Below are 13,535 nucleotides of genomic sequence, written 5' to 3'. Positions count from 1 at the left end.
AAAAAGTTTCTAAGATTTAACGATCAAAACTAGAAATCAGGTGGCAGTGGACTGTCGACCGTGGTCGGTTGTCCCATAAAAAACTCCTCCCCATTTTCATGAGGAGGAGTTTTTATTTACAGGCGATTTTATTCACCCGGGTGGCATGTCTGCCACCTTCAAAGTCTGTTGTCAGAAATATATCCGCAAGCTTAACTGCCAAGTCAAAGGGTATAAACCTTGCCGGCAAAGCCAAGACATTGGCATCGTTGTGTTGTCTTGCCAAAGCTGCCAAGTCCTCAGTCCAGCAAAGCGCTGCCCGGATTCCCTGATGCTTGTTGGCAGTGATGGCAACGCCATTGCCGCTGCCACAAATGAGGATTCCCTGCGCAAACTCACCGGCTTCGATGGCACTGCAGAGCGGATGGACAAAATCCGGATAATCTGCCGAAGCGCCTGTGTATGGACCAAAATCCTTCACTTCGTATCCTTTCGCTTTCAACACTTCAATAAGTTCGGTCTTATATTCAAAACCTGCATGATCGCCTCCAATGGCTATGATTTTACTCATTGTCTTTGTATTTCAAGTTGTCTTCCAATTCTTTTTTGGCTCTCTTTCTCTCCAGTCTTTTAGCGACCTGTATGCCCGCTTCATAGAGTACAAGTATCGGCATGGATATCAGCACCTGACTGATGACATCGGGAGGAGTGATCAAAGCGGATACGATTAGAATCACCACAATGGAATGCCTTCTATATGCTTTCAGCATGGCCGCGGTGACCAATCCAGACATGGAAAGGAAGTAAATCACCACCGGAAGCTGGAACATGATGGCAGAAGCCAACACTAGCATGGTCAAAGTTCCGATATAAGAAGTGATGTCAAATTCGTTGAGGATGCTTGGATCCAACTGGTAATTGGCCAAGAAATTAATAGACAGTGGCGCAAGGATAAAATATCCAAAAGCCGTACCCAAGAAAAACAACAGGCTGACGAAGAATACCGCACCACGTGCAGCTTGCCTTTCCTGCAAGTGAAGTCCCGGGCTGATAAATTTCCAAACTTCCCAAAAAAGATATGGAAAGGATACGATCAATCCCACCACCATACTCGAGGTCAAGTGCATCGAAAACTGCCCCGTCATCTGCCTGCTTTGGATGGTAAAAGGCAGCGTGTCGATACACAGGGGAGCAATCGACAGGTAATCAGAAACCTGACATAGCACCCTATAGGTAATGAAATCAACCTTCGAAGGTCCAAGGATGACGATGCCAAACACAATGCTTTTGGCAAGAAAAGCTGCAACGGTAAATATCAAAATGGCAGCGGCAGAGCGCAGCAGGTGCCACCTCAACTGCTCCAAATGATCCAAAAAGGACATGCCCTCTTCTTCCTCTTCTTCTTTATACTGGTCTAAGGCCACGCTGTTTTAGGAAAATTAATACAATGGAAATTGAACCATCCAGTCATTGACTTCGGATTTGATTTTGGCCAATTCAGCCTCATCACTGTGATTTGTCAGTGCCCTGTCGATCAGGGAAACAATCTTGCGCATGTCTTCTTCCTTCAACCCACGGGTTGTGACCGCCGCCGAACCCACTCTCATGCCTGAGGTGACGAATGGCGATCTGGTATCAAAGGGAACCATGTTTTTATTGATCGTGATATCTACTTTGCCCAAAGTCTCTTCAGCCAATTTACCAGTAAGGTCTTTATTGCGAAGGTCGATTAGCATCATGTGGTTATCAGTTCCGCCTGAGATGATTTGGTATCCCAAGCCCACAAAGGTTTCGGCCATGACAGCTGCATTCTTTTTGACCTGCAGGACATATTCCATATACTCATCAGAAAGTGCTTCTTCAAATGCAATGGCTTTTGCTGCAATGATATGCTCCAATGGACCGCCTTGTGTTCCGGGGAATACACCTGAATCCAACAAGGAAGACATTTTTCTCAATTCACCTTTTGGTGTTTTCAATCCAAAAGGGTTATCAAAATCGTCGCGCATCAAAATCAATCCACCTCTTGGGCCACGAAGGGTTTTGTGGGTGGTGGTCGTTACGATATGACAGAATTCTAATGGATCATTTAAAAGACCTCTTGCAATCAATCCGGAAGGGTGGGAAATGTCCGCCAATAACAAGGCGCCGACTTGGTCTGCAATATCCCTCAATATCTCATAATCCCAATCACGGCTATAGGCCGAAGCGCCACAGATCAACAATTTTGGTTTTACTTCCAATGCCTTGGCTTCCACTTTGTCGTAATCGATGACTCCGGTTTCTTCCTCTACGCCATAAAAATGCGGCTTGTATAATTTCCCCGAAAAATTAACTGGGGAACCATGGGTCAAATGCCCTCCATGTGAAAGGTCGAAACCCAAAATTGGATCACCGGCATTGAGCACTGCCAAGAAAACAGCAGCATTTGCTTGTGCCCCAGAATGCGGCTGAACATTCGCCCAGGTAGCACCAAATAGCGCTTTTGCCCTGTCGATCGCCAACTGCTCGATCTGATCTACGATCTCACAACCACCATAATAGCGTTTGCCGGGAAGGCCTTCCGCATATTTGTTGGTCAATACAGTTCCTGCTGCTTCCATCACCTGCTTGCTGGTGAAGTTTTCAGAAGCAATCAATTCAATTCCGGTTTTTTGACGGTTTTCCTCTTTGGCAATTAGGTCAAAAATAGCCTGATCTCTTTTCATGGGGGTATTTTAATAGGTCGGCCAAAATTAGTTTTATTCGATGGATTATCCAATTGAATATAAAATGAATATCTCCTCAAATCTGCAATAAGGCCTTGATTTGAAGAAACCAAAAACCCTCTGATTGCAAATCAAGAGGGCTTAATTAAGGGGTTTATGTTAATTTAAAATTTATGTTTGAAATATGATAGTAATATTGAATTTCAACTTAATTCTTGGTATGAGACTGAAATGCCCGGTACATCGGTCTTCCGTCCTGCCCGCAGATGAATATAGCCTACTGACAAAGAAGCGGATAACCACTTAACTTAAAACGGTATTCTCACATTCAACGCAATATTCCTTCCCATTTGATTGACTTCAAAAGGTCTGAAAAGCGATAAGTGATCGAGATAGGCTCTGTTCAGCAAGTTGGTGCCGCTGACATAGACATCCACCGTATTGTTCCCCATTTTCAGATTTCCACCGATATTCATCCCCAAAAGGAAATAACCCGGTGTCGCTTCTTCCAGAGGTGCCGCTCTTTCCTGGTCAAAAACCAAAGATCCCAACACACTGATATAAGGATTTTGTAGGATTCCAATACTATTCATTCTGAAATCTACATTTTGATTCCATCGGAATGCGGGGATGTAAGGAAGGTAGCTAAGGTCACTTGTTCTCTGACCGATGACCATCGCATAGGATGTTGAACCGCTGATCCATTTGACCGAAGTAGGTTGGATGTCCAATTCGATTTCGCCTCCATAAAGTCTGGCGTCTGCCTGCTCAAATGACCAAATATCCAAATCCTGCTGAACTTCTCCTGTGGGAGCAAAGAAGATATAATTGTTGATGTTATTGTAGAAAACTTCACCTGAAAGCGCAAACCCCTTGCCGCTGTAACGGATGCCAAAGTCGGTTTGGATGTTTTGTTCTCTTTCAAAAGAGGCATTTCCTTTTTCAAATCTTCTTGTTCCGGGATGTACACCGTTGGAAAATAACTCAGCCAAATCCGGAGCCCTGAAACCCTGAGCGATGTTCAGCCTGAATCTCCATTTATTATCCGGTCTGAAAGTCGCCCCTCCACTTGTGGTCACACCATCGAATGTCCTTTCTAGCTTTCTGTCCTCAGGTTCGCCAGGTAAGATAAATCCGAAATCAATGAAATGTGGCGCACTTGCATCTACATTCACTTTTCTGTAATCATATCGTAGGCCACCTTGGATGACCCACTTGTCTTTGTTGTAATTCAAAAGTCCATAGACAGATCTGTCGTCTTTTCTTGCGTCAGGGATAAGGAATTCCAATGCGTCGTCATAATTGATCGTATTGAGCACAAAGCCTTGTACTCCAAAAATCGCTTCCAAATGTGGATTCAATGACTTATAATACTTGAGGTCATACATAATATTGGTTTGGTTCAATCCCAAATCAACACTTTCAGGCCCGGATTCCAATTCTTCCCTGAGGTTCTTATGCAAGCCAAAGGTAGCTTTGAACTTGTCCTCACCCAAAAAGACATTGGTCTCTGAGGAAATGAAGTGGTCAGTAACATTTTGGAAGGGCACTTGGGTTTTACGATCACCTCTGTAAGTTGCAAGCTCATCTATGGCATCTTCATCAAGAATACCAAGCTTTTGCTTCATGTAAGTGTACCGGAGTCTGGTATCTCCCCATTTCTTTTGAAGTCCCACTCCTCCTTTGAGGTTTTGGGTATTGAACCTGGTATTGCCCATGGTCCTGCCATCCCCGTCAATGTAGTCGGCATGGGATTCCAAGGCACCGTTCAGGGACCATACAAAGCCATTCTCAGCAGCACCTTTGACTCCCACTTCAGATCTCAGACCAAGGTTATTGCTGTATCCGCGCAGGTTGACATAGCCATCGACGTCACCTTTTGCGGCATCTTTTTCCTCAATCAGGTTGACCACACCTGCCATTGCACCCGATCCATAAATCAGGGAAGCGGGACCTTTGATCAGTTCTACATTGCCAATCCCGGTCTCGGCCAATCCCAGTCCATGGTCGGCACCCCATTGCTGGTTTTCAAATCTTCCTCCTTGGTACACGGACAATACCCTGCTGAAGGAAAGTCCCCGGATGACAGGTTTGCTGATACCTGGTCCCAAAGAGATTTCATTTACCCCGGGTGTTCTCGTCAGTGCTGTCATCAAACTTGGTGATGGCATTTTAAGGATATCCGTAATGTCTACTTTTTCGATGCTGATAGGGGAGCTTTCTTTGCTCATGATATAAGCACCCGAAATCACAACCTCGTCAATATTGGTCATCGATTCCTCTAATTGGATCACAACAGCTTTCCCGGCATTGTTTGGCCTTACGGTTTGCACTTGGGTGGCATAGCCGATAAAGGAAATCTGGAAGGTGATGTTTTTTGTCGGTAGGGAGGTAATTTTAAAATTTCCTTCGAGGTCAGTTACCACCCCTCGGTTGAGTTCGGGAACGAAAACGGAAACACCCGGCAAAGGGGAATTGGTATTTTTATCAAGGACTCGTCCTGTGATGGTAAGGTCTTGTGCTGCCAATACCCCGACGGAAATCAGAGTAAGGGCAATAACGAATAGTAGTCGCATTGCTTGAATTGCTATTAATTAGAAATGGGTAAAAAGGACTGTTGGAAAGGTTAAAGGCAACCTTTCAGGAAAGAAAAATCAGGCAATAGCAGGGGGGCCCCGGTGGTCAAATCCCAATTGGACTTGGGTAAAAAACTCAATAGAGGTAAAAGAGGATTCAAAACTTTGGTCAAAAACAATCGATTCAGGAACAGGAACTTCAAACTGATAAACAATATAATCAGCATGTGCGAGCAGATCCAGAATGATCAGTTCCTCTTCTGTATGCCCGTGGTCAGGTTGGGATTCCTGCTCAATAGATAAAATCGGATGGGCATGGGTAATGATCTTTCCGTTCAGTTCATGCGAGTGAAAAAACAACACACCATTAGTCAGTATGCTGAGCATCAGGGCCAAGCTGAAATGACTGAGGAATGGAACTATGTTGCGGAATTTTTTCACTTATTTCAATAATTCAAACAGATAACGCAAATATAGATAACAAAGTTAATCTAAATTTACCATTCATAATTTTATTCCAAGTCATATAGGTTTGTTTGACAAGTCAAAAAAATACCCATTTGGCAGAATTTCAGTAGATTTCAGATATGGTAGATTTCAGATACAGACCCGAAAGCTATTTTGAAGCCGAGCTCACTTCGGTACTTTTGATCAGGCTGGACTTTCCCGAAAGCCAGTGGGGTGAGATGATCAGCATTTATGCTAACCTGCTAGAAGGCATGATTCACTATGAAGCAGTGGATTTTTATGGCAATGACATCAACCTGAGTCCCTCCAAAAGCCACGAACCTTTGTCCACCCAGGAAGTGATTTTTATGATTGAAACTATGGAAACGGATTGGGACCTTGCACAGGGAAAAATGGGACTGACAATGCTGGGAATCCCTGAAGTAGAGAGCAAGTATTATCCTGATCTTAAAGAATATTTTTCTGAAAAAAGGAAGGGTTTTGGCTTGGACTAAAAATCAAAACCCTCCAAGGGATTCAGACTTTTAAAGAGAACAAAATGAAAACAGCAAAGGTAAAATAGTAAAACCGTTTTTTCATAAAGATTATGTTTTAGCTAAATGGTTACTCTTTCCGGATAAAATGCGTCACTGGGCCATCAAGGGGTCTAATATCCAAGGTCATGCTCGTTTTCTTGATATAGCATATCCAACTAGTATTAGATATTCTTAGCGTATAACCACCCATATGTTCATAGAGTGGAGACATGGTCAGTTCATAATTATAATCTCCTTGCGGAAGTCCGGCTTCCTCAACATCACTCCTCACCTCCAAGAAGCCATCGGGTCTGAAATGATATATGATATTGTTACAGGAATAGTCAATTGTATCACGGTTAAAAAAAGCTCCCCTTTCCCATACCATTTTCCATTTTCCTACCACATCATCCTCTGGGCCGGTTACTGCATCCACCTGACACTTCAACTCACCATCCGGATCTTCTCTTTCCTGACAACCTCCAAAAAACGGAAAGAGCAAAACCATTCCTGCCATGTAAATCCACTTGGGTTTGAAAATCACTAAAGTTCCCATTGTAATCTTGTTTTGTTAAAACTTGCTTTTGAATAATTAAAATACATTGGTAATAATTGCCATTTTATCATTATCACTCTCGAAGATTCTGAATACAACACATTCCCAAGACTTAATCAATTGGCAAAACGCTACAATTAAATCAAAAATAATTATAAAAAACAAGAGTTAGGTAAAGAAATGCCATAGAGTCTAAGTCAATCCTTTGAATTTTAGGAGATTTGGAAATTGATTTTTGCAGGCACAAAAACCTGAAAAGCCTGTATGCTAATTTACTCCCTTTGGCATTTTCTATTGTTAAGGCTATTTCTAGTTTTCATTCACGCAGGGGTTTTTTGAAATGTACGTAATGGTTACAAATGCCGAAGGTTCACATATGCTAAATTGCTTTCTTCCATATCCACCTTCCCTGTATTTAAAATAAAATACAGCGTCTGTGGAAAAAAAATCAGGGTCTAACCCCTTTGCTATTAAAGTATCAATACTTGCTACAACGGAATTTGTATAAACTTCATCACTAAACATACTCTTCCAATCTCTAGCGATTTTATGATCGTCTAGGATTTGAATAACGGCACCTTCGCAATAGTTACCGATATATTTTCCTCGAATACAGTCTAACTTTAAATCTTGGTCTTCGCAACTAAATGCAAAAAGACCGATAGGCAATATCAGAAAAGCTATTATTTTTATGAATTTGCTTTTTTGGTTTAGCAAATGGTCAAACCGACTGATTGCGTTTAGTGCCCTTAACAAGAAGCTGGGTATTTTCTTCATGATAATCAGTTTTTGGTGTTAGTATATTTAACCATACGGCCGCAAAACTTAGAACGCTACAATAAAAATAAGAAAAACTTAAAAAACAGACCTTAGGTAAATTAATATTGTAGAAACTAAGCCATTTCATTGATTTTTAGGAGATTTAAAAATTTGATTTTTCAGGACAAAAACCCTTAAAAATCATCCCCGAATTCTTGCCGGTGCGTTGAAAAATAGGGATAAAGGGTGATTTCTATTTTTCGAAACCCTCCAAGGGTTTGGAACCCCTTGGAGGGATATTCCAAGCCTACCTTTCCACCCGGATCTGCCTGCGGATCAGGCCTTCTTTGTATCGGATGTGAAGGTAGTAGAATCCGTTTTTGAGTTTACAGGTATTCTTTAAATAATATGAAAAAGTCGAACTTAGATTTAAAAATCCAAAATCGTCTCGTAAGCTCTTGTGAGTGAATGGTAGGTTCTGAACCAATATTCATACGTCTCAAAAGAAATACAGTCACTGATCTCCATTCCCTGAAAATTTACTTTTTTGATGCTGTTGGAAGGCAGCCAACTTCTCAGGTCATTGGCCTGATCGATGGTCAGTTGGGAGAGTTGGACGATTCTTTTTCCTTCGATGACTAATGGGATCAATTTCATCATTGCTCAGTTAATACTCTACAAATAAAAAGGAATAGATTTTAGAAGCGGTTAATTGTAAATTACGATTATGTTAACTTTAGAATTTACTTCTATTTTGATTTCAATTAGTCATCCTGTTTATTAGCTTTTATTCCACTTAGTGCATGATAAACATCTTCCTCATTGTTGTTTTTTTGGTTTTGGGCTTTTTTTTGCAGCGGTTCAAATTTATTCCCGCAAATACCTCCAAGTACCTGAACAGTTACCTGATTTACGTAGTCTTGCCGGCTTTGGCATTGCGGTATTTACCCAAAATCGAATTGCGGACAGAGTTATTGTTGCCGGTAGCCGCGGCATGGATTGGCTTTGGGCTTTCTTGGTTGATTTTTGGATTGCTCGGCAAAAAGTACAATTGGGGAAAATCTATTACAGGGTGTCTGGTGATTACAGCAGGCTTGGCCAATACCTCGTTTGTCGGAATCCCGATTATACAGGCTCTTTATGGGGAGGAAGGTGTCAAAATTGCATTGCTGATAGATCAGGCGGGGTCATTCATTATTGTGAGCAGCGTGGCAGTCATCGTAGCATCGATTTACAGTGTAGGCAAAAAAAGAAAGAGAGACATCACCCGGAAAATCCTCACATTCCCACCCTTTTTGTTCTTTTTGATCGCCTTTGGGCTTAATTTTTATGGTCTTGAGATCGGAGGAAGATTTGATGCATTATTGCAGGTCATAACAGCTACTTTGACTCCTGTGGCATTGACTTCTGTAGGTTTGCAGGTAAAAATGGACTTTGCCGCCTTGAAGTCAAAGTTTCTCTGGTATGGACTTTCCTACAAACTTATCCTAATTCCCTTGGTGATTTTGCTTCTATTCAAGTTTGTGTTTCGTTTGGAAGGTTTGATCCTGCAGGTATCCGTCATGGAGGCTGCCATGGCCCCGATGATTACGGGCTCGATCATTGCCATCACCCACGACCTCGAACCAAAACTCGCTTCCCTGCTCGTCGGCATCGGAATTCCGCTTTCTTTTTTCACTTTGGCTATCTGGTATTTTATATTGTCTTAGTAGCTCATGATTAATCAAATAACGTTTAATGCTGCTTTGGTAGGTTTCAGAATTGCCCACCTAAAGGCGGGTACATCATATTCCGTACCTAAAGGCACGGAAATTCACTGAAATTTTTTCTACCAATATTTTGTCCCTAAAGGGACAGTACGATATTTCCTAAAAATACCAAGTATTACTTTGCTTCAATCAATAGGATTATTGAATAGAAAATAAAATTTTAAATCCTTTCCTATTTGACTAAGTAGAGTTAACCAATTAACCTTTATTCAATTAACCAAATACTAAATTATCCTTAACCAGCCCGCTATTGAAATCAATTAACCAAATAACCAAATAACCAATAACCAATAACCAAATAACCAAATAACCTTTTAACCTCTAACCAATTACCAATCAATTAATCTTCGTAGTATCCGGCTTGGCTGGTTTTGGTTTCAACAATCCCCTCAGGACTTTTTTGGCCTCGTCTGCAGCTTTGGTTTTGGTTTCTTCTATTTTTTTATCGGCCTCTTTCTTCACACTGTCTTGGAGTATGTCTGCTTTGAGTTTCAGTTCTCTTTTTAGACTGTCCTCTGCCGCTTTGAACTGCTCTGTGACTTCCTGTTGGATAATTGCGGTCTCATTACTTACCCTTGATTTGAGTGCTGTGGCCAACAGGTTTTCAATGCTGTTGCCACCGGCCAAACCTACCTTAGGCGCGTTGTAAGTGCCACCAAGACTGATGGCTACAGGAATAATCGTGGATTCGCTGACTTCATTTCCTGAAATGGCAGCAAGAAGGGTATTGGCTTGGGCACCAAATTTTCCGGCAGGAACCTGCATATTGATCAGGTATTTTATCGTTCCATCAAATCCAGTGCTGCCTTGGATATTGGCTTGGTAATCCCACAACTTCACATCAAACGGCTTCACATCCAAGACGCCGTTATTGATATCAATTGGAATAGAAAGGTTTTTGAATTGGATGGTATTGGTATCATTCAGCTTGGTAAGGCTTGTTATCCCTTGGATGATCGGACTGTCTTTCAATGCCGCTTCAGCGATTTTGAGCAATCCTCTTCCATCCAAAGAAGAGAGTATTGGCATCATATCCTGTCCCAATTTTCCGGAAAACGCCAAAGTGGAGTTGAAATTCCCGGTCAGGTGTTGCGCAATCGGAGCAAAGGCCCTGACTGTATTGAAGGATTGGAATGCAAGTGGAATGCTGAGATTCGCAAGGTTTAGATTGAAATCAAACTTGGGTTGTGCCAGATCAGTTGGGTCGTACGAACCATTAAGGATCATTTGTCCACCCAATGTCTGCATAGATGCATCGGAAAAACTCAGAACGCCCCCTCTCAAAAGCATATTTCCTTTGACTTCTTTCAAGGTAAGGTTATCGTAGACTACTTCTGCAGCAGCGACTGACATGGAGAAGTCTATGTTTTTTGGCAATTCTATTACCGTCAAAGCAGCGGTATCGGTTGTCGTCGATTCTGTCATCCACTCATTGACATTGAACTTGTTGGAATTCAGACTCAGTTGACCTTTCAAAGTCTCGCCCTCCTTCAGGAAATAATTCATGTAGTTGGAAAGGAATCCTGTAGCTTGAAGCGGACTTTGACCCACTTGGGAATCAAATTTGCTCAACGTGATTCGGTCCGGAGAAAAATCTGCATTGGCCTGATTGATCTTAATACCTTGCGGAATATCGGTGGAGGTAAAGGAAAATTGGCTTACTCCTAAATTACCACGGGTATTCAATTTGTCGTATCGTCCCTCCTCCACGTCTTTATAGGAACCTTTGGTCTGAATATCTGCTTGGATTTTTCCTGCCATATTCATGTCCTCCATCGGGAAAATGGCCAATATCTTGCCCAAGTCCACTGTCCCATTGATGGCGCCGTCCCAATTGAGCAGGGTAAAGTCATTGATTTTCAACTTACCGTTAATGGCTTCATCTTCCAATTCAAATCCAAACTGGTTCAGGTCGACCAAAAAGTCATTCATGTTACCGGATGTGTTGATGACTGAGGCATTGACATTGAGTTTGTCAATTGGTGCCGGATAGTCAGCACTCTTGATGTAGCCGTTGCTGAGCAACATCTTGATGTCCAGGTTGGGGATGATTTTGGCTGCTGAGTCATACCTGCCTTTGGCTTGTGCATTGATATCCAGGATCCCTTTGAGTTCCATCCCTTCAATCGGAAATATGGATGTCATTTCCTCTAGGTTAAGCTTTCCTTTCAGTACCCCATCCATGTCATAGCTCTTTAGATTGGCCAAAAAGAATCGGCCTGAAATAGGATTGCTTCCAAAATCAAGGTTGAATGTAGGGATGTTGATAATGGTATTGTCTAGGTTATTCGTCTCATTTTTAGCCTGAAAATCAATATTGACATTGCTGACCGGGCTAGGCAGATCTGGATACTGAAACATCCCGTCAGCCACATTCAATACAATATCAAAGGTTGGAAAGCTAGTCTCATTATAAATACCCTTTACAAAACCTTGGAAATCCATCGTACCTGAAGTTTTGAGTCCTGTAAAACTCTCTGTATAAATCCCGGGAACCAAAGACAGAATACTCTTAAAAGTATTATCCTTTCCTGCAAATGCAAGGTCAATGTCGATGTCGTCAGCAGGCATGGCAATGAATCCCTTCATGTCAAAAAGAAAGTCATTGAGTGCAAATTCCCCTTCGCCAAAGGCAAACTTCATATTAGCCATGTCGATATTCATGGTGGTTTCTCCTTTGAACTGCTTATTGGTCAGGTAATCGGTACCCTCATAGGCAATGTCCGCGATCAAAGCTTCCATTTTAATCGGCAAATCATAGACATCAGCTGTGAAATCACCGCTTCCCTCGAGGTTGATATTTCCTAGTGCCATGAAATATTGAAGGGATCTGTCATCATAGATCAGGTCAAAATCCTTCACTTCAATCAAATCGACAGCAATCTGAAAATTACTTTCTGTAACCGTATCTTCCTCAGAAGGATAGGTGATGTCATAATTGGCAGTACCGTCTTGTAAAACCTTTACATAAAGGCTTCCACCGTCCAAATGGATTCCGGTAAGAGTCGGTACGTCACCAAATAAGATAGATCTAAGGTTGAAGTCGATTTGGACCTTATCCATGTGCACCAAAGTGTCTGTTTGGAAAGGCTCGTTTCCTACAATTCCGAATTGCTCCACTGTAGCAGAAATATGCGGAAATCTTTTAAAAATGCTCAGGCTGACATTATCGATGTCATAGTAAACTTTTGCATTGACGGATGCTGCGATTTCTTTATCGATTCTTTCGATGATTTTGCCTTTAAATATAAAGGGTAAGGCAATCAGTGATACAAGTAAAAAAATGAAAATTCCGAGGAAAATAAGCAATGTCTTTTTCATATTATGAAATGATATTTGGAACTTAAATAACGATGAAATGAGAATTTGGATTCCATTTGAAAGAAACCAATCAGGCTATTTTTGCCACACCTTTTTGATATCCTGACCAAGTTCGTCGTGGATTAGCCCATTGGTGGCAACAATTTTCTTACCAAAAAGAAAATCATCTCCCATTTCAAAATCAGTAACCCGTCCTCCAGCTTCCTGAATGATGATGATGCCAGCCGCCACATCATAAGGTTTGAGGTCGTATTCGAAAAAACCGTCCTGCCTGCCACAAGCAACATAGCACAAGTCAGCAGCCGCGCTACCCATTCGCCTTAATCCATGGCATTTTTCCATCAATAACCTCAGTACCGCCAGGTAATTATCTATTTGTCCAAAGGCGCTATAAGGAAATCCAGTTCCAATTAAGCTCTCTCCTAATGTTTTTGCAGTACTGACACTGATTTGCTTTCCATTACAAAAGGCTCCGTTTCCTTTAGACGCAGAGAAGCACTCATCAAAATTGATTTCATAGACGACGCCAAGCACAATTTCCTTTTTATACTTTAATCCGATACTGACGGAGAAAATCGGAAGCCCATGGATAAAATTTGTGGTTCCATCCAAGGGATCGATGATCCAGGTGTACTCTTTTCCGGATGTTTCACCCGTTCCTTCTTCAGTGATAAAATCCGCTTCAGGAAGGATAAGGCTTAACTTTTCTACTATCAGCTTCTCGGCCTCTTTGTCCACATAGGAGACCAAGTCGTTCAGTCCTTTTGTTTCGACTTTATTCAAGTCAAAGGATAACCTTTCATTTCGGATAAATGCCCCAGCTTCGCGGGAGACTTTTTCTGTTTGTTCGAGTATGGCTAATAGGTCAATCATTTTAGGGAGAT

At 41.8% G+C, this 13,535-nt stretch carries 12 protein-coding genes; 2 read left to right on the top strand and 10 right to left on the bottom strand.

Annotated features, from left to right (window positions below; all coding sequences use genetic code 11):
- Positions 1 to 112: 112 nt before the first annotated feature.
- The 5 genes from rpiB to M3O96_RS17545 form a co-directional block, all read right to left on the bottom strand.
- Complete coding sequence (rpiB, locus tag M3O96_RS17565) at positions 113 to 550, bottom strand: ribose 5-phosphate isomerase B (RefSeq protein WP_249722688.1); 438 nt, start codon at positions 548 to 550, stop codon at positions 113 to 115.
- Entirely contained in the window at positions 543 to 1,403 is an 861-nt protein-coding gene (tatC, locus tag M3O96_RS17560; RefSeq protein ID WP_249722687.1) for a twin-arginine translocase subunit TatC, read from the bottom strand. The genes rpiB and tatC overlap by 8 nt, the downstream gene beginning before the upstream one ends.
- 15 nt (positions 1,404 to 1,418) lie before the next feature.
- Positions 1,419 to 2,687: a serine hydroxymethyltransferase gene (gene glyA, locus M3O96_RS17555; RefSeq protein WP_249722686.1), complete on the bottom strand. Its 1,269-nt coding sequence runs from the start codon at positions 2,685 to 2,687 to the stop codon at positions 1,419 to 1,421.
- 308 nt (positions 2,688 to 2,995) lie between these two features.
- Positions 2,996 to 5,263 carry a TonB-dependent receptor gene (locus M3O96_RS17550; protein WP_249722685.1) on the bottom strand — a complete coding sequence of 756 codons (2,268 nt, stop codon included), beginning with the start codon at positions 5,261 to 5,263 and terminating at the stop codon, positions 2,996 to 2,998.
- Between the two features lie 78 nt (positions 5,264 to 5,341).
- Entirely contained in the window at positions 5,342 to 5,704 is a 363-nt protein-coding gene (locus M3O96_RS17545; protein ID WP_249722684.1) for a DUF8478 family putative metalloprotein, read from the bottom strand.
- A 146-nt stretch (positions 5,705 to 5,850) separates the two neighbouring features.
- Here M3O96_RS17545 and M3O96_RS17540 point away from each other — a divergent pair, with 146 nt between their 5' ends.
- Positions 5,851 to 6,225: a UDP-glucuronosyltransferase gene (locus M3O96_RS17540; protein WP_249722683.1), complete on the top strand. Its 375-nt coding sequence runs from the start codon at positions 5,851 to 5,853 to the stop codon at positions 6,223 to 6,225.
- 109 nt (positions 6,226 to 6,334) lie between these two features.
- On the opposite strand, the gene M3O96_RS17535 is transcribed toward M3O96_RS17540, so the two are convergent.
- From M3O96_RS17535 to M3O96_RS17525, 3 genes are all read right to left on the bottom strand, one after another.
- On the bottom strand, positions 6,335 to 6,802 hold the full coding sequence (locus M3O96_RS17535) for a hypothetical protein (RefSeq protein WP_249722682.1): 468 nt from the start codon (positions 6,800 to 6,802) through the stop codon (positions 6,335 to 6,337).
- Between the two features lie 309 nt (positions 6,803 to 7,111).
- Positions 7,112 to 7,579, bottom strand: coding sequence for a hypothetical protein (locus M3O96_RS17530; RefSeq protein WP_249722681.1), 468 nt, complete (start codon positions 7,577 to 7,579; stop codon positions 7,112 to 7,114).
- Positions 7,580 to 7,990: 411 nt separating this feature from the next.
- Positions 7,991 to 8,221, bottom strand: a complete 231-nt coding sequence (locus tag M3O96_RS17525) for a hypothetical protein (protein WP_241143458.1) — start codon at positions 8,219 to 8,221, stop codon at positions 7,991 to 7,993.
- Positions 8,222 to 8,364: 143 nt separating this feature from the next.
- Here M3O96_RS17525 and M3O96_RS17520 point away from each other — a divergent pair, with 143 nt between their 5' ends.
- Positions 8,365 to 9,270: an AEC family transporter gene (locus M3O96_RS17520; protein WP_249722680.1), complete on the top strand. Its 906-nt coding sequence runs from the start codon at positions 8,365 to 8,367 to the stop codon at positions 9,268 to 9,270.
- Positions 9,271 to 9,666: 396 nt separating this feature from the next.
- Here M3O96_RS17520 and M3O96_RS17515 read toward each other — a convergent pair whose 3' ends face one another.
- Both M3O96_RS17515 and M3O96_RS17510 read right to left on the bottom strand, forming a co-directional pair.
- On the bottom strand, positions 9,667 to 12,651 hold the full coding sequence (locus M3O96_RS17515) for an AsmA-like C-terminal region-containing protein (RefSeq protein WP_249722678.1): 2,985 nt from the start codon (positions 12,649 to 12,651) through the stop codon (positions 9,667 to 9,669).
- 75 nt (positions 12,652 to 12,726) lie between these two features.
- Complete coding sequence (locus tag M3O96_RS17510) at positions 12,727 to 13,524, bottom strand: inositol monophosphatase family protein (protein ID WP_249722676.1); 798 nt, start codon at positions 13,522 to 13,524, stop codon at positions 12,727 to 12,729.
- Between the last annotated feature and the right edge of the window lie 11 nt (positions 13,525 to 13,535).

It is taken from the genome of Aquiflexum sp. TKW24L (assembly GCF_023502205.1).
In the GTDB taxonomy this organism is placed as follows: domain Bacteria; phylum Bacteroidota; class Bacteroidia; order Cytophagales; family Cyclobacteriaceae; genus Cognataquiflexum.
This window is presented reverse-complemented; position numbering and strand designations above follow the sequence as displayed.